Here is a 25,131-nt window from a genome sequence, read left to right as displayed (position 1 = left end):
GTCCGGGTGACCAGGTCACAGTCTCCCGCTTGAAGCAGATGCCGCATCCAACCGTCGGCCACCTCGCGGGATCGTGACATCGCGCTCGTACGTATCAATGACGCACAGCCCTGTTCTCCCCCGGCCCCCAGGAGTCCGCCATGACCTGCACCAGAGGTGACCTGAGAGCGTTGATCCCGCTGCTTGGCATCATCATTGCCGCCGCGGCGTCCGCCTGCGCCTCGGACGTACGGAGACCACCCGCGGAGTCGGCGTCCACCGGACCGACACCCGCGCCGACCAGGATCGGGCCGCAGCCGGGCACTCTGCGAAAAGACCTGCCGTGCCCGGTCACCAGACCCGCCGACCGCCCCGCCCCGCCACCTCCCGAGGCGATTCGCTGGAACTCCGGAAACGACGGCCTCTACGGCGGTGGCGGCCTGTGGGTGGCGTTGCCTACCTCCGACTCGCGTGCCGTCCGCTGGCCGGACGGCAAACACCATCTGAAGATGGGATGGTGGCGAGCGTTCGACGGCCGGTTGAAACTGGGTGCCACCTCTCTCCGGACCGGCGAGACCGTGACGGAGGAACTCTCATCCGGCTACGGGACACGCGGCTTTCAGGCAAGCACCGTGGGTTTCCCCCATCCAGGCTGCTGGCTGGTCACCGGCTCGCTCGGCGCCACCGAGGTGAACTTCGTCGTTGACGTCAAATTTGAGAGCTGATCGTGAAGCCGTCCCGCGTCGGGGTAGGAGCGCGGGCATGGCGCGGCGGCCCTTTCCGTCTCACCAAACGGATCCCCCGCCGCGCTCCTTCCAGCTGCTCTGCTTCCGCGACCGGTAACAGGTCAGCGGGCGCGCGCCGGTGACGTGCGCCAGATGTAGAGGACGGTTGTCAGGGCCATCAGGACGGTCAGCACCACCAGTGTGGCGTTGAACCCGAAGTTCCGCAGCAGCAGGACGCCGGCCCAGGCACCGAGGACGAGCGCGACGATCTCCCCGGCGCGACGGCGGGCACGTGTGTGCCTGCCGGTGCCGAGAACCGAATCGGCCGCCAGATTGGCCAACGTGCCGGTCACCACGGTCGTACTGATGTCGGGGATCTTGAGACGGCGCACGACGGTGTTCCGCCCGCCCATGGCGACTCCCAGGGCGACGATCAGCGGGTAGCGGCCGGCCTGGGTGGTGGGCAGGAGGAACGAGCCCACTGTGGTGATGCCGAACAGGCTGGTCTCCATGGCCATGGCGAGGATCAGCCTGCGGCGGACGTTCGGAACCCTCTCGACCAGCTGCCCGGCCAGCCCGGCCCCGAGGAAGAATCCCATGACGGCGATGGCCGTCGCGACGAGCGGGAACTTGGACGGGTCGCCCGCGGCGAAGCCGAGGATGAGCAGGTTTCCGGTCATGTTCGCCATGAACACCTGGCCGATGCCCACGTAGCTGATCGCGTCCACGAGTCCGCTGATGACGGTCAGACCGGCCAGCGGCGCGTCGGATGGCCGGTCGTTCTTCACCTCTGGCACGGCGGATGGCGGATCAGCCCGGTGGTGAGTCCGTGGACTCCGAGGCCACGCGTCGAAGGGGCTGGGCCCGAGGCGTCGGCGATCCCTGTCACGGTGCCCACCCGCGGCCGGGTGTGACCTCCCCTGGACGGCATAGTCGAACCTCTCGTTACAGGTACCCGCGTCAGATGCCTCTGAGCAGACACTCTTCACCAGAGGTGGAGGAGGATGGCCGTACCGAAACCCGGGCTCGCCGCATTTTGACAAGCATTTTCGAGTGCCCCCGAAAAGCAATATGCGGCCATATGGGCTTTTCTCATGAGTTTTTGATGCCGAGGCGCAGGGAGGGAACTCTCATCACCGCGCCGCCCGGCGTGCTTGAGGTCGTGGCTCTCCGTCAGACCGGCGGCCGGTCAGGCTCGGTCGCGCGCAGCTGCCAGCGGCCGTGGTGGGCGGTGAGCTGAACCCGGGCCAGCGGCGGGACGTCGACGCGCCAGAACGAGGCGGGAGGCGCGGCGAGCACGTTCACCAGCGCGGCCCGGATGACCGCGGCGTGCGTCACCGCGACCGCGCGACCGTGGAAGGAATCCCGCCACAGGCCCGCCAGCCAGTCGCCGGTCCGCTCGATCAGATCCACGATCGACTCCCCGCCGTGCGGCCTGGCGGCGGGATCGGTGAGCCATTCCTGGATCGCCTCGGGTTCGGCGGCCTGAACCTCGGCGAGCCCGCGGCCGCGCCAGCGCCCGTAGTCGCAGTCGCGCAGCGCGGGCTCGATCGACGGGTCCAGTCCGAGCGCCGCCGCGGTCTCCCTGGCCGCGGCGGCGGGGCTGCACCAGGCCGTCGCCGCGGACTCCCACCCGTGCCCTGCCGCGTGTCCGCCTCGTTCGGTGAGCGGCTCATCGGCCGGGAAGAACGCCCGGGAGAGCGCGACGGTGGGACCATGACAGACCAAGATCAAACGGATCGTCACGTGGCGGCTCCGGATGGTGAGCGGGGGATGGCGTCTGTGGATGCCTTTGGTTTCCTTCCGGCCCACGGACGGAACCCGACCCGCATCGTACGTTGTCATCAACCTGACTATGACGGCGATTCGTCCACGAGTTCGTCCACGACGGCCGGCATCTCCTCGGCTTCCCCTGTCACTGACCAGCAGACGGGACGTGCTATGACGATGCGCGCACTGCTGCTGCGCGTAATGCTCGTCGGGCTCGTATCGGCCGCCCTCGGACTGGTGTTCGGCGCCCTAACGGAACGCAGCCTGATCGCCCGGCCACGAAACAACCGGGCGACAGCGACAGCCGACACCGGCTGACCTGTATTCGGAACCCCGAGGCCACTGCCGGTCCAGGCGTCGTTCCCGTCGCTGCTGCGCGGGCCGGAGCGGGACGTGCCCCCGCCGGTGCGGGAACACGTCCCTTGGACACCGCCCAAGGAGGCCCGCGCACCACGGCCCTCCTTGGGCGGCGCCGTTCACCGGCCGGATCGGGTCAGGGGTAGCTGACCACGTTGCTCGTCCCGTAGGAGCCCACGACGGGGGTGCCCGCCTCGTTGATGGTCCGTTCGATGCCGCCGCTGCCGTTGAGGAAGACCGTGACCATGTTGTGGAAGCGAACGTCCCGGGTCTTGGGCACCTCGATCGCCCGGTCCGTGCGGATGTCCACTCCCTGGTTGAAGTAGGAGTAGACGCCCAGGCCCCACGCCTCGTGGGTCCGCACCCCGCGGCCGACCTTGTACGACGCCCAGCCCTTACCGGTCGGGCTGGTCCAGGCCGCCTGGCTCGGTGGGTCGTAGGGAAGCTCGCTCTGGTAGAAGATCGTCCGGCCCCTCTCCCCGTTCCAGATCGTCTGGTACTTCTGGTAGTGCTCGACGAACAGGCCGTACGCCGTCACGTCGTCGCCGTTGACCACGACGCCCGTGTCCGCCGTGTTCTGGGTCCAGCCGATCCCGTTGCCGTGGTCGCCGCGCCAGGCCCAGATGTTGTCGATGATCGTGTCGTCGCTGTTGACCACGAGGCTCGTCTTCGCCCTGCCCACCCACGGTCCGCCGATGCGGAAGAAGACGTCCTGCAGCGAGATCGGGTTCCTGGCGTGGTCCCGGTGGCTGTTGCGGTCGCCGCCGACCTCGACGAGCGTGTCGGACTCGCGCCGCCCGGCGTCGACGAGCACACCCGCGATCCGGACGCCGTCGACGTCCTCGACACGCAGTGCCGCGTCACCGGTGTCGGGGGCCAGGCTCGGCATGCCGAGCCCGAGCACCACGGTGTCCTTGTGCTTGACCCGCAGGGCCCGGTCGAGGTGGTAGACGCCCGGGGTGAGCAGCAGGTGCCTGCCGCGCGACAACTCCTGGTTGATCTTCCGCGCGCTGTCGGTCGGCTTGGCGATGAAGAAGTCACGGATCGGCAGCGACGAGCCCTGCTGCCGGCCGTCGGCCCACGTCGTGCCCGAGGTGTCGCGGCGCAGGGCCGGGACGAAGACCCGGTAGGCGCCCGAGCCGTCGACGTACAGGAAGGGCTTCTCACGCGTCACCGGACTGGTGGGCAGCGTCGTGTAGGGCGGGTTGGGGAAGCCTCCCTCGGGGGCACCCACCACGCCGGAGAACACCTGGTTCCAGACCCCGTTGGTCCAGACGTCGCCGAGCACGCTGTCGCGCGTCAGCCACTGCTGCTGCGAGCCGTTGATCGTGACCCCGTCGACCTTCGAGTCGGCGATGTACCCGCCGCTGGAGAATCCGCCGTTCCCCGGCTCCAGCCAGAGGGTGCCGCGAATGTGGACCCGTCGCATCGGTGACGCCTGCGACACCGCCCACTGGTTCGACCAGTCGGTCGGCGTCACGGACAGGTTCTCGGCGGAGCGCCAGAAGTTGGTGAGCGCGGAGATGCCCGCCGCCGAGGTCGGATCGGGCTGGCCGACGACCCGTACCGCGCCGTGGATGTCGACGTCGTCCGGCGACTGGCCGAGGCCGGCGACGGTCGTGTAGTAGCCGAGCTTCGCGTTGACGTCGTAGCGGCCGGGCTTGAAGAGCACGGCGTAGCGGTCCGTGCCCATCTCGTTGTTCTCCTGCCGGGTGAAGATCTCGTCGAGCTTGGCCTGGATCTGGGGGGCGGGCGTCGACGGGTCGTACACGAAGACGTTGGGCCCGAAGTCCGGCTCCCCGCCCGGGTGCGCGGCGGCGGGGCCCGCCACGGACACCAGGCCGGTGGCGGCGAGCGCCGCCGCCGAGGCGGCCAGCGCGAGGAGACGGATTAGGGAGATGCCTCTGCGTGTACGCGAGGTCACACGCACATCCTGGTCGCGGGCTGTTCTCATCGACCTGCCTATCGAGCACGGGCGGCATGACGACGCCGAGGCACCGAGAGAGCGCTCTCTCAGTGCCGCCATGCTTACGTCAAGCCTTAAATGAAGGGTTGACGTATTTCTATCCGGTCAACGCCGCCTCGCGCTACGGCAGCGCGGCACCTTTGTCCGCCTGCCCGGAAGCGGCCCTGCGAGAGCACAGGGCACGCTCGGCCACATCGATGCTCAAAGACCCGCCGCGAGGTATCGGTGCGCGGACGCCCCAAGGTGAGCGGCCGCGGTGCCGAGCCCGGCGGGGGCACCGAGGGGCCGTGTCGTCGCGGGTGGGTAGTTCAGCTCGGACTCGTCGTAGCGGCGGGTCTTCATGTGCCAGAGCAGGACGCCCGCCATCCAGTCCTGCAGCTCCGCCACGTATCCGTTGACTGTTTCCCGAGCCTCCCCGTCGAGGTCGAAGTCGTCGAACAGAGCCGGGATCTCGGTGGCGACGGTGTGCTCGAACTGTCGCATTCGAGACGTCATCAGGTCGTTGACGATGTCGACCGCCTGTCGCAGGTCGCAGTTGAGGAAGTCCTGCACGACCAGCACGCAGTTGTGCAGCTCGCCTTCGAACTGGATCTCCTTCTGGTAGGAGCAGAGGTCGTTGACCAGGCAGGCGTAGTCGGCGGCCGAGTCGTCCAGCCCGCGCATCGTCCGGGTGTTGTAGACCTCGGGCGGCACCGACTGGCCGTGGGCCAGCCGGGACAGGCTCATGGTGAGGTCGGAGCCGAAGGTCTTGCGGCGCATCTCGATGTAGTCGACCGGGTCGGGAACCCGGTTCTGGATGTGGTTGGCCAGCTCCCACAGCCAGCTCTCCGTCATGTCCTCGACGGTCCGGCGGAACCCGGCACGCGCGCTCTCCGACATGGGGGTCGCGGTACGGAACCACAGGTCGGCCAGGCCACGCTCGATCGGGTTGGCCGGCGGCGGGGTGGCGGAGAGGTCGAGCGGCATGAACGCCGACAGCCGCTCGTTGAACACCTTCGCGCCGAGCATGTCACGCCGGGGTCCGAACATCACCGGGAAGTAGTCGTCGGCGTAGGTCCCCCAGGTGAGCCAGAACGTCGAGATGTCCAGCTCGGGGCCGGGCGCGTCCGGGTTGATCGCCCCGGCACAGATGGCGAAGTCGTAGCCGTCGAACTTGCGCTCGGTCCAGATGGCCAGCCCGGGGAAGCCGGGTAGCTGCTCGAACATCCCCATCTCACGCGCCCACTCCACCGCGTGGCGGCGGGCGCTGTCCAGGTTGGGGTTCATCCTGGCCGTGTATGGCATGTAGATCTCGGGCAGCGGCACCGCCCCCACCTTCTGCAGGGGGACGTGGAGGTGACTCCTGATCCCACCCGGGCCGGTGATGCCGGGCGCCAGCCTGATGCGCGCCGCCGAGGTGCCCAGGCCGGTGGGACCGCCGAGGAGGGCCGGGGCGACCGGGGAGGTCTGCGAGGCGCCGTTCATGTAGCGGCTGGAGCGCATGTGCCACTCATGGCCACCCGACTGCCAGTCCTGGAGCCCCTTGACGTACGCGAGGACGTCGATGCGAGCCTTCAGGTCCAGGCCGTGCTCCTCGAAGAGGGCCGGCAACTCGGTGAGGGCGGTGTTCTCGAACTGGTGCAGCCTGGAGGTGATCAGGTCGTTGACCGCGTCGGCCGCCTGCTGGGTGTCGTAGCCCAGGAAGCGCTCGAAGACCAGCACCCCGTTGCTGAGCTCGCCCTCGTCGCCGACCTCCCGCTCGTAGGAGAAGAGGTCGTTGCGCAGGTGCACCCCGTCGGCGAAGGTGTCCCTCAGCACCCGCATCGGCCTGCTGGCGGCGACGGCGGCCGGGACCTCCGCGCCCGCGGCGTGCTCCACCAGGTTGGCCGACCAGGGGGCGCCGCCGACCTTACGCCGCATCTCGATGTACTCGATCGGGTTGGCGACGCGTCCGGCGTTGATGTTGGCGAGCTCCCAGAGGGACTCGTCGAGGAGGTTCCTGGTGCTCTCGACGAACCGGGCCCGCCAGTCGGCGGACATGGCCGGGATGGTGCGGGCCCACAGGTCGGCCAGGCCGCGCTCCACCGGGTTCTCCGGCTCGGGAGCGGGCCCGGTGGGGTGCACCGGCATGAAGGCCGCCAGCCGGTCGAGGTATTCCTTGGCCCCGGCCAGGTCACCGCTGCGCTTGAAGGCCTCCAGGAAGTGGTCGTCGAAGAAGAACACCCACACGTACCAGTCGGTGATGAGGTCGAGCTCACCGGCGGGCGCGTCGGGGTGGGTGTAGGCGCAGAGCAGGCCGTAGTCCATCGCCTCCAGCCTGTCCTCGTCCCAGATGCCGAGGTCGGGATCGAGGATGCCCATGTCGTGTGCCCAGGCCCTGGTGTGCTCGCGCGCGGTCTCCACGTGGGGGTTCAGCCTGGCCGGATACGGCAGGTAGAAGTCAGGGAGCTCGAAGGGTTGCATGTTCCGTCCTTCCGTATCCGACTTCGACGTCCTCGGGAGCGCCCTTGGGCATCGGGAGCACGGCGAATCGATGAGGCGGCCCCCCTTTCCGGAAGCCACGACAGGCAGAACGTTACGCAATGACCACGGAGAGTGAAAGGGATTATCGCGAATACGCCATGGCACGGTCAGGACATCCGGTGCCCGCCGACCGGTGCTCCCGGCAACCCGGGCGCGACGCACCGGCCGCGAGGTCACGGAGCTGGTCGGCGAACGCGAGCGCCTGCTCCGGTGTCATCCGGGGCTCGGTGCCGACGTAGAAGACCACGATGTCCCCGCTCGGGGACGTCGTGGCGGTGAACGGGAGAGACGGGTGGATAACCATGATGGGGTCATCCTTGCCTGCCCCACCGACAATTCGCAGGTCCTTTTACGCCGGCCCCTTCGTCGCGTGAACCAAATACACGTACCCGATGCCGCCGATCGACGCCCGTCAACGCCGTGAGATAAGTTGTCGTCCACATGTCGAATGAGCTGACGTGGGAAAACGGAGGCTGGCGATGGCAGGGGACGAGGCGAGCGTCACCGCCGCCGACATCGCACGGATGGCGGGCGTCGGCCGCGCGGCCGTGAGCAACTGGCGGCGACGGCACGAGGACTTCCCCGAGCCCGTGGGCGGGACGGCGACCAGCCCGACCTTCTCACTCGGCGCCGTCGAGGCGTGGCTGCTTGCGCAGGGCAAGGTGGCCGAGCTCCCGCTACGCGAGCGCGTCTGGCAGCAGGTCCGCGCCGCCGGCGACGACCTCAGGCTCGGCGAGGTCGTCGCCGAGGCCGCCGAGCTCCTGCTCGGCCAGGGCCGGCCCCACACCGTCCCGGCCCCCGCGTGGCAGCTGATCAGGCGGTACGCCGAGGAGGAGGGCGGCCCTGGGGCCATCCGCTTCCTGCTGGACCGCTACGCCGACGTCCACTCGCGCCGCCTGGCCGAGACGCCCGCCGAGATCGCGGACTTCATGGCCCACCTGGCGGGGCCCGACGCCCAATCCGTCCTCGACCCCGCCTGCGGTCTCGGCGTCCTGCTCGCCGCGGCGGCCCCGGGGCGGCGCGCGTACGGGCAGGAGTACGACGACTCCCTCGCCCGGCTGGCGCAGTCACGCCTGGCACTGGCCGGAGCGGGCGACAAGACGCCGGCGGCCGGCCGGAAGCGGGCGGGCGGCAGGGCGGCGGGCGGTGCGCCGGAGACCGGTGGCGAGGTCAGGACGGGCGACTCGCTGCGCCATGACGCCTGGCCCGACCTGACCGTCGACGCCGTGGTGTGCCATCCCCCGTTCAACGAGCGCCACTGGGGATACGACGAGCTGACAAGCGACCCGCGCTGGGAGTACGGGCTGCCGCCCAAGATGGAGTCGGAGCTGGCCTGGGTCCAGCACGCGCTCGCCCACCTGGCGCCGGGTGGCGTCGCGGTGCTGCTGATGCCCGCGATCGCCGCCAACCGCCGCTCGGGCCGCCGCATCCGCAGCAACCTGCTGCGGCGCGGAACCCTGCGGGCCGTCATCGGCCTCCCCCCGAAGGTCGCGTCGGGTGGCACCGCGCTGCCCGTGCACATCTGGGTGCTGCGCAAGCCCACCGCCGACGACCGCACCCCCTCCCGCGTCCTGATGGCCGAGGCCGACCTGGGAAACCTCGACGCGGTGGCCGAGCGGTGGCACGAGTTCCGCGCGGACCCCGACCTCGACGTCGACAGGCCGGGCGAGAGCCGGACGGTCCCGATCATCGAGCTGGTCGACGAGGACGTCGACGTCACCCCTTCCCGGTATCTCGGAACCGAGGAGCAGGTCTCCGCGGAGGGTTATCTCCTGCTCCGCGAGCGCCTGGCCGAGCGGCTCGGGCGGCTGGCCACCCTCGTCCCCGAGGCCGTCCCCGGCACCGGCCAGGAGTTGCCGTCCGTCACGCTGGCGGAACTGGAGCGGATCGGGGCGCTGGCCGTCTGGCAGGCGGGGCGCTTCGAGATCGACGGCTCGGGCGATCCGGTGCTGACCGACCGGCACGTCCTGGACGGGGGCGCGGTGGAGACGCGCACCCGCCCCGAGGGCCGGGTCAGGATCGAGCCCGGAGACGTGGTCGCCGCCATCGGGACCGGCGGCCTGGCCACCCGGGTGATCGAGGAGACCGGCCTGCTGCTCGGCCCCCGGCTCGTCCTGCTGCGCCCCGACCCCGACCGGCTGGACCCGTTCTTCCTCGCGGGCTTCGTCCGGGCGCTCTCCCCGGGTGCGACGACCGGCACCCAGTCGGGCTCCACCCGCTTCGACCCGCGCCGCGCCCAGGTGCCGCGCCTCTCGGTCGAGGAGCAGCGAAGGTACGGCGACACCTTCCGCAGGATCTTCACCTTCGAGGCCGAACTCCGGGAGCTGACCACCTCGGGCCAGACCGCCGCCACCGCCCTGACCCACGCCCTCGCCGCCGGAACCCTCGCTCCCCCGGCCTGAGGTGTCCTTCCGCACGGGCGGGCACGACCTGGCCCTGCCCGGTCGATAGCTGATGGCTGCGGGGTCGATCCCGCCATCGGCCGGGCTCGGCTGTCCTACCGGCGCGCCGCCGAGCTGTTCGAGCAGGCCACCGCCGACCGCCGGGCGCTCACCCTCGCCGGCCGCATCGCGGGCTACGCGACGGCCCAGACGATCCAGCACAGCCCGCAACCGCCCTACAGGAGCGGTTCGCCGACACCGCACCTGCTGCTGATCGCCGCCCGACGATCCCAAGCCTGCCCGTCCCATGCAACCGGCACCCGGGCCGGAAGCATCTCCTGGGATGTGAAGCCATCGATCTGGGAGACCCATGAGCCTTGACGAGGAGTACACCGCCTACGTGAGTGGCCGGCTGTCCTGGTTGCGGAAGATCGCTTACCCGCTGTGCCAGGACTGGCACCGCGCCGATGACCTGGTGCAGACGGCGATAACGCGGCTCTACGTCAAATGGCGCCAGGCGCGAGCCGCCGATGACCTCGACGCCTACGTACGGGTGATGCTGATCCGGGTCTTCCTCGCCGAACAGCGAGGGGGCTGGTTTTCCCGGGTACGGCTGACGTCCGCGATATCCCACCAGCCGCTCGAAACCGGCGACCGGGACATGGCCATGGACCTCAACCGAGCCCTCGCCGCCGTCCCTCCGCGCCAACGCGCCACCCTCGTACTCCGCTTTCACTGCGACCTGAGCGTGGAACAGACCGCCCACGCGCTCGGCTGCTCCACCGGAACCGTCAAGAGCCAGACCGCCCGCGGCCTCGCCACCCTGCGCTCGATGCTCGGTGCGCCGGAGTCCCGTCTCGCACGTATGGAGGGCCACTGATGGATGTCAAGCAGATGTTCGACTCGCTGGCGACGCACGAGCAGCCGCCTACCGCGGTTGACGTGAACCAGGCCATGGCAGCAGGACGTGCCGTGCGCAGACGTCATCGTGCTGCCGTCGCCGGGACCACGGCCGCGGTGGCGGTCGCGGCCGTCCTCGCGGTCGGGACGGTTCACCCGTGGCCGCGGCAGGACGGCGTCGCTGTCGCCGTGCCCGCCACCCCCTCCGCCACGCCCTCCGTCAAGGCCACGCCACGGCCCACCTACAAGGGATTCGCGGAATTGAAGAAGAAGTTCCCCCCCAAGGGGAAGGTCGCCTCCGTGCCGCCGCTGCTGATGTGGGTGAGCGACGCGCCCGGCAAGAAGGGGCTTCTCCTTTGCGAGAGCGGGCCGAACGGTGGCTCCTGCTCCGGATTTCCGCCCCTCGCCGCCAAGGAGTTCGCCCGCAGGCAGGGCAAGCTACGCGGCGTGCACGTCTGGTTTGGTGTGGCCAAGGACGACGTACACGGAGTGACGGCTGTCACCAGGGACGGGCGGAAGGTTCCAGGCAGCCTCGCCCGGGGCGTCAGTCCAGGGCTCGGGCTTTGGGCCGTCGAGTATCCCCCTGGAGCCGGCATGCGGAGCCTTGTCTTCACCGGCGCGAAGGGGAGGGCCCTGCAGCGAATCGCCCTGTGACGTGTCTTGATCTCTCACACCGCTGAGGGGCCTGACCCGCCCCTCGGCGGACCGCTGTTCAACGTCGGCGGTCGCTGGAACCGCTCGCCGGCAAGATGGCCTGTACGCTCGACCGTGGCGGGATATCGCGATCTTGCATGTTTCCGCAGGTCGCGGTGACCATCTGTACCATGATCCATCTCACCGCCAACCTCGGGCCTTCGCGGCGAGTAGGCATGAGCTCGGCTCTTGGAGGTGGTCACTGCGAAAAAGTGACCACCTCCGATCTCTACAGCCTCAGGGCCATGCCACCAACTGGAACCAGACGGACTTTCCGTAGGGGTTGAGGGTCCAGCCCCAGTTGTGGGAGAGGTCTTCGACGATGGTGAGGCCCCTGCCGGAGGTCGCCAGGTGGTCGGTCTGTCTCATCCGGGGGACGGCCATGCAGGAGTCATAGACGTCCACGGTCATCAATTCTTTCTCCCTGGTGGTTCTGACACGGATGGCGGTCGGCTCTGGAACGTCCGGCGAGCCGTATGCGATCGCGTTGGTGACGAGTTCGGAGACCAGGAGTTCGGCGATTTCCGGGATGTCTTCCGACGTGTTCCAGTCGGTGGCGATGTCCCGGACGAATCGGCGGGCGGAGGCCACGTTTCTCGTTTCACGCGGTATCCATCTCTCCCCCAGCACGGCCAGGGAAGGGTCCAGCGTGTAGCGATATTCGATCAGTGCCGCGTACGCCTTGAGAGCCTCTTTTCCGGCCTCCCTCTCTTCTTTGGAATCCATATAGCCAGCGTGCCGCGATATGGCTACGCTTGGTAGTCGAACGGTTACCATCGACGAGCGTTGGGGATTCGCACGGCCGTTGTTGAATTCCGGCAAGGAGGGCATCGTGGTCGACCTTTACACACCTCAGGCAATATGGGGCCGGGAGCTGAAGCACTACCGGAAAGCGGCGGGGCTCACCCAGAGTCAGCTGGCCGAGAAGATCCATTTCAGCGAGTCCCTGATCAGCGGGGTGGAGACCGGCCAGATCCCGGCCAGCCCGGAGTTCGCCGACGCCTGCGACGCGGTCCTCAACACGGGCGGCGCCCTCCGCCGCCTCCTCGACTGGCGGAAGGGGCAACAGTTCCCGTCATGGTTCGGCAAGTGGCGGGCAAGGGAGCAGGAGGCAACTGAGCTGCGCGCCTACGAACCTCTTCTGATTCCAGGGCTGCTTCAGACCGAGGCTTACGCCCGTGTGGTGATGCATGGCGACGAGATAGCCCTGAGAGCTCGCCTGGAACGTCAGTCGATCCTCACCCGGGAGAATCCGCAGCCCCCGATCCTCCGATGCGTCATCGATGAGGCTGTTCTCTATCGCCCCATAGGTGAACCCAAGGACATGCGAGGGCAGCTGGAGTATCTGTGTTCCATAATCAGCCCCACGCTTAGTATCCAGGTGATTCCCCACGGAATGCATCCGGGTCTGCTCAGCGGGTTCACCATCGCGACCTTTGATGGTGGAATCGATGTAGCGTACGTGGACACGGCTCTACATGGACTCACCGTCAGTGATCACGAAGAAGTCCGCTACGCAATCCGGAAGTTCGAGTCCATCAGGACCGAGGCGTTGCCGCTACGCATGTCGATAGACCTCATCAAAAGGACGGCAGAGGAAAGATGGACCTGAGCAAAGCTCAATGGCGTAAGTCGACTTGGACCGGGGACAACGGCGGAAACTGCGTTGAGGTCGCGGAGCTCAAGGATGTCGTCGACGCCCCCGGCCACAAGGCCGAGCACCCCGAGCTGATCGCCGTACGCGATTCCAAGGACCCCGAAGGCCCCAAGCTCTTCTTCACCCCCGCCGAGTGGGACGCCTTCATCAACGGCGTGAAGGCCAACGAGTTCGACCGCGGCCACCAAGGCTGAAAGCTCGACGCCACCCCGCTTCCTCTGTCACGATCCCGACTCGCTGTGAGATCACGACAGAGGAAGCGGGCTCGGTATGGTCCGCGTCCTCTCTACTGGAGCATGCCAAGGACGGTGTGCAGGGCGTAGCCGACACACGTCACCACGCACGCAGGTGCTCCGTGTCTCTCATGATCGCTTCCGCTTCGGCCCTGTCCGCGGGATCGCCTGCCAGCCTCTCGGCTGCGACTCGGGCCAACTCCATGCGGTGGAGACGCTGAGCGATGACGAGCGCTTCGCGAACGGCTTCGGTCGCCGAACGGCCATCAGAGGTCAGCTCGTTCAGAGCCTTCTCCGCCTTGGCATCGAGATCAACAGTCGACATACCCACATCTTTCACGGTACGACCAGGCGTCTCGCAGGTCTTCGGCCGAATTTCGTAACCGTTCAGATTCCCACGGCGCCCAAAGCTTGGCGTTTCCTCCCCGCCGTGAACGACGGGGCCTCCACGCTGCGATTCCCATGAGGCGCCGGCCCGAAAGGGTGCGCCGTGGCGCGGGGTGAGGCATCATCACGGTAGGCGGCAACGGGTTTGAGGCGGGTCATGGAAGGAAACCAGGCGCTGCGTCGGCATCGCACCAACCTGGAACTGGAGTGGACACGCTGGCTCCAGGGCGGGCACCCGCATGGCCACCGACAACTCAGGGCGGAGATCGTCGACTCCTGGCGCCGGTCCATCGCGACGGTGCGACCCGAGCAGGACAGCGCCCCCGAGGAAGGCGAGGCCCGTCAGCGCTGGCGGCAGTCGCCGCTGCGCGAGCCGCTGACCGCGGTCGCCGACGAGCTGCGCGGGATCGCCGAGGACGGCGGTTTCATCGCGGCGGTCACCGACGAGACGGGCACCATCATGTGGACCTGCGGCGGCCGGGTCATGCGGCGGCGGGCCGAGGCGGTGAACTTCGCCCCCGGGGGCCGCTGGGACGAGCAGGCCATGGGCACCAACGCCCTCTCCCTCGCGCTGCGCACCGGCCGCCCGACCCAGGTGTTCTCAGCCGAGCACCTCGTGCGGGCCCTGCACGGGTGGGTCTGTTACTGCGCCCCGATCCGGGCCCCCGGCGGCCAGGTTCTCGGCGTGCTCGACCTGTCGAGCACCTGGGAGCGCTCGCACCCCCTGGCCATGCCCGCACTGCACACCCTGGTCGGCGGCATCGAGAGCCGCCTGGCCGAACGGATGGGCTCTCCCTCCGCGGGCGGGCCTTCCATCCAGGGCTCCTTCGCCGGAGGTCCCGGCCGGAACGGTGGCTCCGGTCTGCGGCTGCGCGCCCTCGGCGGCGCCGGGCTGACCCGTGACGGCGTTCCCGTCCGGCTGCCCCCTCGCCAGCTGGAGATCCTCACCCTGCTCGCTCTCGCGGGACCGCAGGGACCCGGGATGTCCCCCGAGCGGCTGATGGACGAGCTGTACGGCGAGCGGCACGTCGCCACGACCACCCTCAAGGCGGAGGTCTCCCACCTGCGGCGGGCGCTCTCGGGCGCGCTGGCCACCCGGCGGTACGAGCTGACCGCGCCCGTTGGCTGCGACGCCGCCGAGGTGCTCGCCGCCCTCCGCGCCGGGCGGGTGGAGGAGGCGGCGCGGCTCTACGGCGGCCCCCTGCTGCCGTGGTCCGACGCGCCGGGGATCAGGACCTGGCGCGAGCACATCGAGGTCGCGCTGCGCGAGGCCGTCCTCCGGTGGCATGGCCCGGGACCGGTGTTCCGCTTCGGCGAGCTGCACCCGTACGACCTGGAGATACACGAGCGGGCCCTGGCGGTCCTCGGGCCCGGTGACCCGCGCAGGGCGGTGGCGCTCGCCCGTCACCGCACGGCGCGGAACGACTGACCTCACCCCTCGGCCGCCCCTCGGCACCGTCGCCCGCCCGAAGGCTCCGGACGATCCCCTGGCACCGCCCGCCCACGGCCCCCGTGCCGCCCCGGGCCGCCCGGGGCGGCCCCGGCACCGTCCACCCTGACGCCAACCTTTCACCAACCTCGCCCATCCATCGTTGGCTCTGTTACAGCCATGTGAAGGAGGGCGAAACCATGGTCTACGCACCACCCGGTTCCGAAGGAAGCATCGTCACCTACGCCTCCCGGTACGACAACTTCATCGGCGGCGAGTGGGTGCCCCCGGTGGACGGGGCCTACTTCGACAACCCGAGCCCGGTCACCGGGCAGACCTTCACCAGCGTGGCCCGCTCCACCGCGGCCGACGTCGACCTGGCGCTGGACGCCGCCCACAACGCGGCCGAGGCCTGGGGCCGGACCTCACCCGCCGAACGGTCGATCATCCTCAACCGGATCGCCGACCGCATCGAGGAGAACCTGGAGCGGCTCGCCGTCGCCGAGACCTGGGAGAACGGCAAGCCGGTACGCGAGACGCTCGCCGCGGACCTGCCGCTGGCCGTCGACCACTTCCGCTACTTCGCCGGGGTCGTCCGCGCCCAGGAGGGCGGCATCAGCCAGCTGGACGAGGACACCGTCGCCTACCACTTCCACGAGCCGCTGGGCGTGGTGGGCCAGATCATCCCGTGGAACTTCCCCATCCTGATGGCGGTGTGGAAGCTCGCCCCCGCCCTGGCCGCGGGCAACTGCGTCGTCCTCAAGCCCGCCGAGCAGACCCCCACCAGCATCCTGCTGGTGATGGAGCTGATCGCCGACCTGCTCCCGCCCGGTGTGATCAACGTCGTCAACGGGTTCGGCGCGGAGGCGGGCCGGCCGCTGGCCTCCAGCCCGCGCGTGGCCAAGGTGGCCTTCACCGGCGAGACCACGACCGGGCGGCTGATCATGCAGTACGCCTCGGAGAACATCATCCCGGTGACGCTGGAGCTCGGCGGCAAGAGCCCCAACATCTTCCTTCCCGACGTCACGGCCTCCGACGACGACTTCCTGGACAAGGCCATCGAGGGTTTCGTGATGTTCGCCCTGAACCAGGGTGAGGTGTGCACCTGTCCCTCGCGGGCCCTGATCCACGCGTCCATCTACGACGAGTTCATGAGCAGGGCACTCGACCGCACCAGGGCCATCGTCGGCGGCGACCCGCTGGACCCGGCCACCATGATCGGCGCGCAGGCGAGCAACGACCAGTACGAGAAGATCCTGTCCTACATCGACATCGGGCTGAAGGAGGGGGCCGAGCTGCTCACCGGCGGCGGCCCGCGCACGGTTCCCGGCCTGGAGGGCGGCTACTACATCGAGCCGACGATCTTCAAGGGCACCAACGACATGCGCGTCTTCCAGGAGGAGATCTTCGGGCCGGTCGTCTCGGTGACGACCTTCGACTCGGAGGACGAGGCCCTGAAGATCGCCAACGACACCCTGTACGGCCTGGGCGCCGGAGTGTGGACCCGCGACATGAACACCGCCTACCGGTTCGGCCGGGCGATCAAGGCCGGGCGGGTGTGGACCAACTGCTACCACGCTTATCCGGCGCACGCCGCGTTCGGCGGCTACAAGCAGTCGGGCATCGGCCGCGAGAACCACAGGGTCATGCTGGACCACTACCAGCAGACCAAGAACCTGCTGGTCAGCTACTCGCCCAAGAGACTGGGCTTCTTCTGATGCCGACCGGCCCCACCGGTGAGCCGCACCCGCTCCGAGTGGAGCGGGTGCGGCTCAGCCCCGCCGCCGAGGAACTGCTGACCGTGCTCCACGAACGGCACGGCCCGTTGATGTTCCACCAGTCGGGCGGCTGCTGCGACGGCAGCTCGCCCATGTGCTACCCCCGGGGCGAGTTCCGGGTCGGCGGCGCGGACCTGCTGCTGGGCGTGCTGGCCCTGGACACCCCGTTCTGGATCAGCGCCTCCCAGTACGCCTACTGGCGGCACACCCACCTCACGGTGGACGTGGTCCCCGGCCGCGGCGGAGGATTCTCCCTTGAGGCCCCGGAGGGGGTGCGCTTCCTCATCCGCTCCCGGCTGTTCACCGACGAGGAGGCCGAGCGGATCCGCAAGGAGCCTCCCCCACCGAGCGGGGCCGCCGGCGACACGGGGGATGGGCAACATCAAATAGAGTCACAGCGGGAGTACGATGCACGGAAATGAAGTGTCGGCGGCGATCGTCTGACACCGGGCGAAGCGTGAGCGGAGGTCGCCGATGGGCAGAGGGTCGTCGTCGCCGGACCAGGCCGGGGTGGCACAGGTGAAGCCGGGCCAGGCGGGGTCAAGCTGGGCGAGGGAACGGTTCGGCGAGCGTGCCGAGGTCGTACGGCGGCAGCTGGCCGCCTCGCTGCTTGAGGCGATGGGCAACGCGCAGGACGCGCAGAGCTCCGCACACAGCGACAAGCGGTACACCTACGGCTTCACCATGATGGCCAGGCGCTACGAGGCGCTCGCCGAGGGACTGCGTGACGAGCCGGGCTTCCGGCTGGTCAGGCCGCATGGCTCGGCGCACCACCTGGTGGTGCTCGGCGGAAACCTGCTGCTGCCGTTCCGCTACGCCGAGGACGACCGCACGCCGATCTCCGAGGCCCGGATCAGCGACGGCCGCATCTCCTCACTGGTCCGCGAGCTGTTCGACCGGTTCGGCCCGGCGACCTCCTACCGCCAGGAGGAACTGGACCTGGCGCTCGACGGGGGAAGTGCCCAGGAGGAGCTGGACCTGTCCGCGGGGGCGGACGGTCCGGCCACGGTCCGCCCCGCGCTCACCGGGCTGCCCGACGAGACCCGGCTGGTCCCGGTCGCCTACGCGGGCAACGCGCAGGCCGGCCTGCTGCGGCTCTACTGGGGCGAGGCGGAGCTCGTCGACGAGTTCGGCAGGATCCGCTGGCTGCACCACGAGCCGATCCCGCTGCCGGCCGCCTCCACAGGTCCCCTCAGCGGCCTGTGGGCGACGGAGCCCGGTGCCGCGTCGCGTTTCGACGGCGGTCTCCTGCCCGACCTCGCGCTGAGCACGCGGTCTTCAGCCGAGCGGAAGAATGGCAAGATCTTCCCCGTAGGCAGTGAGGCACCAGAGGAAACCGCGGTCACCGGCGACAATGAGCAACCGTAACCAGACCCCCCTGTCCGGCGTCGCCGAGGGCGGCCCGAGCCCGCAGGCCGTCACCGACGCGTTCGACCAGGCGCGGCTGACCCAGGCGCGGCAGCTGGCGGGGATGACGAAGAAGGACCTGGCCGAGCGGATCGGCGTCACCCCCGCGGCGGTGGGGCAGTACGAGACGGGCATGACCCGTCCACGCCCCGAGCTCGTGCCCCGCCTGGCCGACGTGCTCGGCGTGCCACCGGCGTTCTTCCTGCTCGGCCGCCCGCACGGCAAGCTGGACGGGTCCATGGCGCACTTCAGGAGCCTGCGCTCCACCCGTGCCCACCAGCGCGCCAAGGCCGCGGCCTTCGTCGAGCAGGTCTGGGAGCTGGCCCACGCGCTGGAGAAGCAGGTCAGGCTGCCGGACGTGGCCCTTCCCGGTTTCTCCGGCGGCGAGGTCCACTCCGGTGTCGAGTTGCCCCGCGACCCGGTCCAGGCCGCCCGCGCCCTGCGGCGGCTCTGGCGGCTGGGCACCGGCCCGCTGTCGCACGTCGTCCGGCACATGGAGGCGCAGGGGATCGTCGTGGTCCTCCCTCCGCCGGACGAGGACGCCACCACGGTGGACGCCTTCTCCACCTCCCAGCTGCCGCGCCCGATCGTGGTGCTGACCGCCAACCGGTTCGACGACATCCACCGCTACCGCTTCACCGCCGCCCACGAGCTGGGCCATCTGGTGCTGCACGGTGACACGGCCTCGGGAGACACCCAGCAGGAGCGCGAGGCCGACGTCTTCGCCGCCGAGTTCCTCACCCCGCGCGACAGCATCCTGCCCGAGCTGCCCGGCCGCCTCGACCTGCGCAGGCTGGTCGAGCTCAAGCGCACCTGGGGCGTGTCCGTCGACTCCCTGCTGTACCGCTGCCGCGAGGTCGGGCTGATCTCCGACTCGGCGGCGAGCCGCGCCTACCAGCGGCTCAAGACGCTCCGCGACCAGCCGGGCTTCGCCGCCGAGCCGATCAGCGGCTACCCCGGCGAGCGGCCCGTGCTGCTGCGCCAGGCCTTCGACCTGGCCGTCGGCGAGACCGGCCTCACCATGGAGCGGCTCGCCGCCCAGCTGGCCTGGCCGGTCTCCCGGGTGCGTGAGCTGCTCGACCTGCCCGACCAGCGCCCGGCGTTGCGCCTCGTACCCGACGCGTCCGCGGCAGGCGGCCCTACTCGTCCTCGACGCGCTCCCTGATCCATTCCATGCCGTCCTGCCAGGAGGCGAACGCCTGGAGATAGCGGCCGTCGCGGGCGTGGAAGGCGTGATACCGGAAGTCCCCGTCGCTGCCCGTACGGATCAGGTCGTAGACGTCACCCTTGGAGCGGTACCACACGCACTCGCCGTCAGCGGGACGCGAGGACGAGGCATAGGCGAACTCACGCGTGATGGACATGTGACGGATGCTACGGATCGACGAATCCGCAGGCAATGCCGTATCCATTTCATTCAGGGATAAAGTTCGCCCTTCCGGATGGCTGACGCACCCGGTATCCGGGCGGTACGGCGGCCTCGGCCCGTGCCAGGCGGGCATTCCTGGCACGGGCCGAGCCCCGGCCGTCACCCGGCGGGCGGTGTGGGGGTGGGGCTCACCCGGTGGTCGGTCAGGTGCAGGTCGCCTCCGAGCGTCTCGCGCAGCTCGTCCAGGACCTGCCTGGCGCCGAGCACGGTCCACAACTCCCCGACGAGATGGGGGTTGTACTCCGGCGCCTGGTCCATCCACTGGTCCTTGCCGTGCTGGGTGACGAAGGTGCTGATGAAGAACCGGCCGACGGGGGTCCTACAGGCTCCGGTACGGATGTCGACCGCGTCGACCTGGATCCTGACCTTGCAGCCGACCTTCTCGGCGAGCTGCTCGACCGTGGGCGGTGGCCCCGCGGGGACCGCGTTGCCCGCCGCGGCGACGGGGGCTCCCGCGGGCCGGTCCGCGCTGCAGGCGAGGGAGAACGACAGGGCGAGGATCGCCGCGGCGATCACGCGGGCGTTCCTGGCGACACCGGACTGGCACGAATGTGTCAACATCCTGGAGATACGCCTGTCCACCCCGATAAGTTCACCGCCCGCCCGCATCCTGGAGGTCAGCCGACGGGCCAGGCACGGCAAGGAGGCACCCGGCCACGTCCTCGCCGTCAGTCGAGGACATCGGGCTCCTGCTCGAAGACCAGGTCGGCGAGGAGCCGGAAGTTGTGCCGGGCCATGTTGGCATTGCCGAACTGGCGGTGTGCCAGCACGGCCTCCTCGTCGGTCATGATCCGGGGACGCCCGGCCGCGTCGGCCAGCAACTGCATCTGGCAGGCGCGTTCCATGGCGATGAACCACCAGACGGCCTCCTCGACGGAGCGGCCCACGGTGAGCAGGCCGTGGTGGCGCAGGATCGCCGCCCGCCGGTCACCGAGCCGGGCGGCGATGCGCCGGCCCTCCGCCTTCTCCAGCACCAGCCCCTTGTACTCGTCGAAGAGCACGTGGTCGTCGTAGAACGCGCACGCCTCCTGGATGATCGGATCGAGCTGCCTGCCCATCGCGGCGAAAGCGCGGCCGTGAATCGTGTGCGCGTGGGCCACGGCCATCACGTCCTGGCGGGCATGGTGCACGGAGGAGTGGATCCAGAACGCGGCCTTGTTGGTACGGCGGCTCCCTTCGACGACGTGGCCGCGCTCGTCGAGCAGCAGCAGATCGCTCACCCGGATCCGGGAGAAGTGCACCGCGTACGGGTTGACCCAGAACCGGTCGGGAAACTCGGGGTCGCGCGCCGTGATGTGACCCGCGATGCCCTCGTCGTAGCCGTATCTGGCGAAGATCCGGAAGGCGGCCGCCAGCTGCCGCTTGCGGTGCAGCCGTTCCTCGGCGATCGACCCGGCCCCCTCCGCCAGCGGGGGAAGGTCGAGCTCCTCGGCGGCTCGCGCACCGGCGTCACGGCTCTCGGCACTGGTCTTCATCGGTCCTGCCCTTCGTGTCGTACGCCCGGAGTACGCCACCCCGCGACGCAATCAACCTAAAAGGCAATATAAGTTGCCTTGGAGGCAAATAGAAGTGCGCCCTCGCACCCGAAGGTCCAGGTGGGAGGTTGCCCGTTGAGCAACGGCCGGTTGCCTCTGAGGCGTGTAACGTGCGCGTCATGGAGAACGGGTCCGACATCGACCTGCTGGTCGCCCAGCGGTTGAGAGAGCTGCGCTCGCTGCGCGGCATCACACTGAACGCGCTCGCCGAGCAGACCGGGCTGTCCGCTCCGTACCTGTCGCGTCTGGAGAAGGGGGAACGCCAGCCCTCCATCGGCACCCTGCTACAGCTGGCCAGGGTCTATGGCGTATCGGTCGGCGAACTGGTCGAGGAGCGCGGCGGCGACGGCTACTATCTGCTGCGTTCCGCCGACGCGACGGTACACCGCGGTCCGGACGGGCTGTACACCGTGCTCAGCGGCCCGCACTCGACCGTATCCGTGCTGCGCGTGGAGATTCCCCCCGGCAGGCACTCGAAAGACGCCCGGCACTCGGGCGAGGAGTGGTTGCACGTGCTGTCGGGCAGCGCCCGGCTCGCCCTGGACGGCGAGCCCATCACCCTGAACGAGGGCGACGCCGTCCACTTCGACTCCGGACGCACGCACAGCCTGGCCAACGACGGCGAGGGCACGGCCACCGTGCTGATCGTGTCGACCTCGGCGACCACTCCCGCGCACCACCCGACGCCGCCCTCACGCCGGGCCGCTACACCAGTGACAGCAACTCGGCGGTCAGCCGCCCGGGATCTGTGACCATCACCATGTGACCGCAGCCGTCGAGGGTGACCAACCGGAAACCCCGCTGGGCCGCCCCGGCGGCGATGCCGTCGAACAGCGGCTGGCCCGCGCAGTGAAGGTAGGTGACCGGAACCGAGGAGAGCACCTTCTCGCTGCCGGGCCCGACGGGCTCCTCGTGCGTCAGCAGCGACTGCGGGGTCGCCTTGGCCGCGAGCCACCGCTGATCGGCCGGATCGGACACGCCCAGCGCCGCGAAGTTTATCGGCGCGACCGCCCACGGCGGCACCCCGTCCGACGGCACGAGCATCTCACGTAGCCAGGGCAGCATGTCGAAGGCGGACTGGCCACTCCACGGCGCGAACGCGTCGACATAGACGACCTGGGCGATCCGGTCGGTGACCGCACTCACGCCGGTGACCACCATCCCGCCGTAACTGTGCCCGACCAGCACGGCGTCGCCGACGTCCTCCCACTCCAGCAGCCGGGCGATGTCCTGGACGTGGGTACCCAGGCCCACCTCGGGCCCCGCCAGATGGTGACGGTCTCCGAGGCCGGTGAGGCTGGGTGCGAGCACGCGGTGCCCGGCCGCCTCCAGCGCCGGGCGCACCCGCCCCCAGATCCAGCCACCACCCCAGGAACCGTGTACGAGCACGAATGTCGCCATGGTGCGTACCCTCCTTCCGCGCCCAGCTATGACGCCGGTCACCGTGATGCACAGCATCACCGAACGCTCTTCGGGACGTCAACCTTTCAGGCAATAGAAATTGCCTGAAAGGCATCATGTCGGGAGCGCGGCGATGACCTCCTGGAGGCCCACGTTGAGACCCACCCCGCCGGTGGGGAAGTGCATGTGCTCGGCGTCTCCGGCGAGCGGGACGCGCCCCCTGCGGTACTCGGCCGCCTGCCGGGTGGCGTTGCCGAATCGGATCGTGGCGGGTACCTACTCGACCGAGGAGCACACCCTGCGCGTGGCCGAGGCGATGATCGCCTGCCTGCTGGAGGGCGGGTTGTCCGAGCGCGACGCCGCGTGAGCGTGCTGGATCATCGTGTACTTCACGCTGGGCCTGGCCCAGGAGGAGCAGGGCGCGCCCGAACCCATCGGAAACGCGTTGAGCGGAGCGATCTCCCCGAACACGCATCCAGCTCTGACGCGGGTGTTCGGCCACCTCTCGGACGGCACGTTCGAGGAGCGCCACGACTTCGGCCTCGACCTGATCGTCAGGTCTCTGCGGCCGTCCTGACGGGCCGCGCCCCCGCGCGAAGGACCACCGCTCCCGGATGAGGAGCATGGCGACCCGCGCGGGAGCGGGACGGTACGGTGCGCCGGTCAGGGAACCCGGCCGACGGCGCCCACCGTGATGGCGCCGGCTCCCGGCGGGATGACGACGTCGCTGGGGTCGGGCCGCCAGTCGTAGACGGGCACCAGACCGGGTTCGAGGATCTCCAGCCCGTCGAACAGTTCGCGGATCTGGGTGAGGGTGCGGGGGAAGACACCGCCCGCGGTGGTCGTGCCGTAGACACCACGGCCCTGGCGGACCTGCTCCTCGCTGAGGTCGCCGGAGGTGACGTGGGAGATCACCACGTGGCTGCCCGAGGCCAGCCGCCGCCCGAAGGAGGTGGCGATGTCGGCGGCCTCCTTGTCATCCGCGACGAAGTGCAGGATGGAGACCATGAGGACGGCGACCGGCTGGTCGAAGTCGATGCGCTCGCGGACCTCGGGGTGGTCCAGGATCGCATCCGGCTCCCGCAGGTCCCCGGAGATCACGGTGGTCTGCGGGTTGTCGGCGAGCAGCGCGCGGGCGTGCACGAGCACGATGGGATCGTTGTCGACGTAGACGATCCGGGAGTCGGGCGCCTCGCGCAGGACGACCTGGTGCACGTTCTCCTGCGTCGGCAGGCCGGTGCCGATGTCGATGAACTGGCGGACCCCCGCGGCGGCGAGATGCCGCACGGTGCGCCCGAGGAAGGCGCGGTTTGAACGCGCCACGTCCTTCACGTTGGGGACAAGCTCCACGATCCTGTCACCGGCCGCCCGGTCGGAGGCGAAGTTGTCCTTGCCTCCCAGGTAGTAGTCGTACATACGGGCCACACTCGGGACCGTGGGGTCGATTCCCGCTGGGGCCTGCTCGCGCTCAGTCATATCCTCGCCTTCACCACTCTTTCCCGGCATGCTAGACGAGCAGCGAGCATTTCAGATCATGAAACGACATATCATCTGATCGACAATTAGGACGGCCCCAAACTCTCGGGCAGCGCATCCCCCCGGAACCCACCGGCGAACGGCCCTCCCGGATCAGCCCGAGAGCTCCTCGCGAAGGTCCTCCAGGAACCTCCGGCTCTCGGCGAGGGAGTACGCCTGGATGCACAGGCGGTCCATGACCTGCATGTAGTGGTCGGTCTCGTCGAGCTTGTCCAGATAGAGGGCGCTGGTGAGCTGCTCCATGTAGACCACGTCGGGCAGGTCCCGCTCGGGGAAGCGCAGGATGGAGAACGGACCGCCCGCCGCGGCGTGGCCGCCCCGGTCGAACGGCATGATCTGCAGCTTGACGTTGGGCAGCTCGACGGCTTCGAGCAGGTGGTCTATCTGGGCGCGCAGCACCTGGGGCCCGCCGATGGGCCGCCGCAGCACGGCCTCGTCCATCACCGCCCAGAGCGTCGGAGCGCCCGGCCTGGTCAGCCGCTGCTGACGGGCCATACGGAGCGAGACCCGGCGGTCGACCTCGCTCGCCGAGGCGCCGCCGTGCACGAGCATGATGACGGCCCGCGCGTATTCGGGGCTCTGCAGGAGGCCGGGGATGAACTGCACCTCGTAGGTCCGGACCGTCGAGGCAGCCTCTTCGAGCCCGACGTAGACCTCGAACCAGTTCGGGAGCAGGTCGCCGTACTTGTGCCACCAGCCGGGCGCGTTGGCCTGACGGGCCAGTGTCAGCAGCGGGGCCCTTTCCTCGGTATCGGTCACCCCGTACATCGTCAGCAGATCCGCGACATCGCGTTCCTTGAAACCGACTCGCCCGAGCTCCAGCCGGCTGATCTTGGCGTGGGAGGCGCGAATGGCATAGCCGGCCTGCTCGCGGGTGATGTTCTTGGCGACGCGCAGCCTCCGCAGCTGGGCACCGAGGAGAATGCGCAGGATGGTGGGGCCGCCACCCCCCGCGTAGGTGAGAACACCGCTCTGCGCGCCGCCGTCCTCGGCGGTCTGTCCGGCCATATCGGCTCCCTGTCGCACCTTCCTACGGTGCCACAGTTTCACATATACGGTGCGAATC

The 25,131-nt window shown here is 69.4% G+C and carries 27 protein-coding genes and 2 pseudogenes; 15 read left to right on the top strand and 14 right to left on the bottom strand.

Going from position 1 to position 25,131, the window contains the following annotated elements:
- Positions 1–140: 140 nt before the first annotated feature.
- A complete protein-coding gene (locus ABT130_RS20155) occupies positions 141–704 on the top strand; it encodes a hypothetical protein (protein ID WP_350957218.1) in 564 nt (187 codons plus the stop codon).
- Between the two features lie 122 nt (positions 705–826).
- On the opposite strand, the gene ABT130_RS20150 is transcribed toward ABT130_RS20155, so the two are convergent.
- Both ABT130_RS20150 and ABT130_RS20145 read right to left on the bottom strand, forming a co-directional pair.
- Positions 827–1,501, bottom strand: a complete 675-nt coding sequence (locus tag ABT130_RS20150; protein ID WP_350957216.1) for a YoaK family protein — start codon at positions 1,499–1,501, stop codon at positions 827–829.
- 376 nt (positions 1,502–1,877) lie between these two features.
- Positions 1,878–2,450 carry a histidine phosphatase family protein gene (locus ABT130_RS20145; protein ID WP_350921344.1) on the bottom strand — a complete coding sequence of 191 codons (573 nt, stop codon included), beginning with the start codon at positions 2,448–2,450 and terminating at the stop codon, positions 1,878–1,880.
- A 119-nt stretch (positions 2,451–2,569) separates the two neighbouring features.
- On the opposite strand from ABT130_RS20145, the pseudogene ABT130_RS20140 reads away from it, so the two are divergent.
- Together ABT130_RS20140 and ABT130_RS20135 are read left to right on the top strand one after the other, a co-directional pair.
- A pseudogene (locus tag ABT130_RS20140) lies at positions 2,570–2,626 on the top strand (CbtB domain-containing protein); the annotation flags it as partial.
- Between the two features lie 25 nt (positions 2,627–2,651).
- Positions 2,652–2,792 carry a hypothetical protein gene (locus tag ABT130_RS20135; RefSeq protein WP_350921343.1) on the top strand — a complete coding sequence of 47 codons (141 nt, stop codon included), beginning with the start codon at positions 2,652–2,654 and terminating at the stop codon, positions 2,790–2,792.
- Between the two features lie 175 nt (positions 2,793–2,967).
- On the opposite strand, the gene ABT130_RS20130 is transcribed toward ABT130_RS20135, so the two are convergent.
- The 3 genes from ABT130_RS20130 to ABT130_RS20120 all read right to left on the bottom strand — a co-directional run bounded on the left by ABT130_RS20130 (position 2,968) and on the right by ABT130_RS20120 (position 7,603).
- Entirely contained in the window at positions 2,968–4,755 is a 1,788-nt protein-coding gene (locus ABT130_RS20130; protein ID WP_350921340.1) for a pectate lyase-like domain-containing protein, read from the bottom strand.
- 243 nt (positions 4,756–4,998) lie between these two features.
- On the bottom strand, positions 4,999–7,239 hold the full coding sequence (locus ABT130_RS20125; protein WP_350957214.1) for a family 2 encapsulin nanocompartment cargo protein terpene cyclase: 2,241 nt from the start codon (positions 7,237–7,239) through the stop codon (positions 4,999–5,001).
- Positions 7,240–7,381: 142 nt separating this feature from the next.
- The gene (locus tag ABT130_RS20120; RefSeq protein ID WP_350957212.1) at positions 7,382–7,603 is read right to left on the bottom strand and encodes a hypothetical protein; all 222 of its coding nucleotides are present in this window, start codon (positions 7,601–7,603) and stop codon (positions 7,382–7,384) included.
- A gap of 154 nt (positions 7,604–7,757) precedes the next feature.
- Between ABT130_RS20120 and ABT130_RS20115 the strand changes: the two genes are divergently transcribed.
- From ABT130_RS20115 to ABT130_RS20105, 3 genes are all read left to right on the top strand, one after another.
- On the top strand, positions 7,758–9,701 hold the full coding sequence (locus ABT130_RS20115) for an N-6 DNA methylase (RefSeq protein ID WP_350957210.1): 1,944 nt from the start codon (positions 7,758–7,760) through the stop codon (positions 9,699–9,701).
- A gap of 349 nt (positions 9,702–10,050) precedes the next feature.
- Positions 10,051–10,560, top strand: coding sequence for a SigE family RNA polymerase sigma factor (locus tag ABT130_RS20110; RefSeq protein WP_350957208.1), 510 nt, complete (start codon positions 10,051–10,053; stop codon positions 10,558–10,560).
- Complete coding sequence (locus ABT130_RS20105; protein ID WP_350957206.1) at positions 10,560–11,234, top strand: hypothetical protein; 675 nt, start codon at positions 10,560–10,562, stop codon at positions 11,232–11,234. Before ABT130_RS20110 ends, ABT130_RS20105 begins: the two co-directional genes overlap by 1 nt.
- Before the next feature lie 276 nt (positions 11,235–11,510).
- Here the strand turns inward: ABT130_RS20105 and ABT130_RS20100 are convergent, their stop codons facing one another.
- The gene (locus ABT130_RS20100) at positions 11,511–11,999 is read right to left on the bottom strand and encodes an ATP-binding protein (RefSeq protein ID WP_350921331.1); all 489 of its coding nucleotides are present in this window, start codon (positions 11,997–11,999) and stop codon (positions 11,511–11,513) included.
- 106 nt (positions 12,000–12,105) lie between these two features.
- On the opposite strand from ABT130_RS20100, the gene ABT130_RS20095 reads away from it, so the two are divergent.
- Positions 12,106–12,885 carry a helix-turn-helix domain-containing protein gene (locus ABT130_RS20095; protein WP_350957204.1) on the top strand — a complete coding sequence of 260 codons (780 nt, stop codon included), beginning with the start codon at positions 12,106–12,108 and terminating at the stop codon, positions 12,883–12,885.
- A complete protein-coding gene (locus tag ABT130_RS20090) occupies positions 12,876–13,124 on the top strand; it encodes a DUF397 domain-containing protein (protein WP_350957202.1) in 249 nt (82 codons plus the stop codon). Before ABT130_RS20095 ends, ABT130_RS20090 begins: the two co-directional genes overlap by 10 nt.
- 139 nt (positions 13,125–13,263) lie before the next feature.
- On the opposite strand, the gene ABT130_RS20085 is transcribed toward ABT130_RS20090, so the two are convergent.
- Positions 13,264–13,488, bottom strand: a complete 225-nt coding sequence (locus ABT130_RS20085) for a hypothetical protein (protein WP_350957200.1) — start codon at positions 13,486–13,488, stop codon at positions 13,264–13,266.
- 219 nt (positions 13,489–13,707) lie between these two features.
- On the opposite strand from ABT130_RS20085, the gene ABT130_RS20080 reads away from it, so the two are divergent.
- The 5 genes and pseudogenes from ABT130_RS20080 (at position 13,708) to ABT130_RS20060 (ending at position 19,329) form a co-directional block, all read left to right on the top strand.
- On the top strand, positions 13,708–14,979 hold the full coding sequence (locus tag ABT130_RS20080) for a GAF domain-containing protein (protein ID WP_350957198.1): 1,272 nt from the start codon (positions 13,708–13,710) through the stop codon (positions 14,977–14,979).
- 200 nt (positions 14,980–15,179) lie between these two features.
- The gene (gene adh / locus ABT130_RS20075) at positions 15,180–16,697 is read left to right on the top strand and encodes an aldehyde dehydrogenase (protein ID WP_350921319.1); all 1,518 of its coding nucleotides are present in this window, start codon (positions 15,180–15,182) and stop codon (positions 16,695–16,697) included.
- A pseudogene (locus tag ABT130_RS20070) lies at positions 16,697–17,083 on the top strand (DUF779 domain-containing protein); the annotation flags it as partial. The gene adh and the pseudogene ABT130_RS20070, both read left to right, overlap by 1 nt.
- Positions 17,084–17,231: 148 nt before the next feature.
- On the top strand, positions 17,232–18,125 hold the full coding sequence (locus ABT130_RS20065; protein ID WP_350957196.1) for a hypothetical protein: 894 nt from the start codon (positions 17,232–17,234) through the stop codon (positions 18,123–18,125).
- Positions 18,112–19,329 (top strand): helix-turn-helix domain-containing protein, encoded by a 1,218-nt coding sequence (locus ABT130_RS20060; protein ID WP_350957195.1) that lies wholly within the window; start codon positions 18,112–18,114, stop codon positions 19,327–19,329. Before ABT130_RS20065 ends, ABT130_RS20060 begins: the two co-directional genes overlap by 14 nt.
- Here the strand turns inward: ABT130_RS20060 and ABT130_RS20055 are convergent.
- From ABT130_RS20055 to ABT130_RS20045, 3 genes are all read right to left on the bottom strand, one after another.
- Positions 19,304–19,528: a hypothetical protein gene (locus ABT130_RS20055; protein ID WP_350921311.1), complete on the bottom strand. Its 225-nt coding sequence runs from the start codon at positions 19,526–19,528 to the stop codon at positions 19,304–19,306. The two genes, ABT130_RS20060 and ABT130_RS20055, sit on opposite strands and share 26 nt — an antisense overlap.
- Positions 19,529–19,692: 164 nt before the next feature.
- On the bottom strand, positions 19,693–20,154 hold the full coding sequence (locus ABT130_RS20050; RefSeq protein WP_350957193.1) for a hypothetical protein: 462 nt from the start codon (positions 20,152–20,154) through the stop codon (positions 19,693–19,695).
- 107 nt (positions 20,155–20,261) lie between these two features.
- Complete coding sequence (locus ABT130_RS20045; protein ID WP_350957191.1) at positions 20,262–21,068, bottom strand: class II aldolase/adducin family protein; 807 nt, start codon at positions 21,066–21,068, stop codon at positions 20,262–20,264.
- A 179-nt stretch (positions 21,069–21,247) separates the two neighbouring features.
- Between ABT130_RS20045 and ABT130_RS20040 the strand changes: the two genes are divergently transcribed.
- The gene (locus ABT130_RS20040; protein ID WP_350957189.1) at positions 21,248–21,880 is read left to right on the top strand and encodes a helix-turn-helix domain-containing protein; all 633 of its coding nucleotides are present in this window, start codon (positions 21,248–21,250) and stop codon (positions 21,878–21,880) included.
- Here ABT130_RS20040 and ABT130_RS20035 read toward each other — a convergent pair.
- Positions 21,834–22,529 carry an alpha/beta fold hydrolase gene (locus ABT130_RS20035; protein ID WP_350957188.1) on the bottom strand — a complete coding sequence of 232 codons (696 nt, stop codon included), beginning with the start codon at positions 22,527–22,529 and terminating at the stop codon, positions 21,834–21,836. The genes ABT130_RS20040 and ABT130_RS20035 overlap by 47 nt on opposite strands.
- A 114-nt stretch (positions 22,530–22,643) precedes the next feature.
- The gene (locus tag ABT130_RS20030; protein WP_451935303.1) at positions 22,644–22,793 is read right to left on the bottom strand and encodes an FAD-dependent monooxygenase; all 150 of its coding nucleotides are present in this window, start codon (positions 22,791–22,793) and stop codon (positions 22,644–22,646) included.
- Between the two features lie 118 nt (positions 22,794–22,911).
- Between ABT130_RS20030 and ABT130_RS20025 the strand changes: the two genes are divergently transcribed.
- A complete protein-coding gene (locus tag ABT130_RS20025) occupies positions 22,912–23,106 on the top strand; it encodes a hypothetical protein (protein ID WP_350957187.1) in 195 nt (64 codons plus the stop codon).
- An 86-nt stretch (positions 23,107–23,192) separates the two neighbouring features.
- Here the strand turns inward: ABT130_RS20025 and ABT130_RS20020 are convergent, their stop codons facing one another.
- Entirely contained in the window at positions 23,193–24,005 is an 813-nt protein-coding gene (locus ABT130_RS20020) for an SAM-dependent methyltransferase (RefSeq protein ID WP_350957186.1), read from the bottom strand.
- A 153-nt stretch (positions 24,006–24,158) separates the two neighbouring features.
- Positions 24,159–25,073, bottom strand: coding sequence for a Sco1979 family transcriptional regulator (locus ABT130_RS20015; RefSeq protein ID WP_350957185.1), 915 nt, complete (start codon positions 25,071–25,073; stop codon positions 24,159–24,161).
- Between the last annotated feature and the right edge of the window lie 58 nt (positions 25,074–25,131).

The organism is Streptosporangium sp. NPDC001681 (assembly GCF_040298085.1).
Lineage (GTDB): Bacteria > Actinomycetota > Actinomycetes > Streptosporangiales > Streptosporangiaceae > Streptosporangium.
This window is presented reverse-complemented; position numbering and strand designations above follow the sequence as displayed.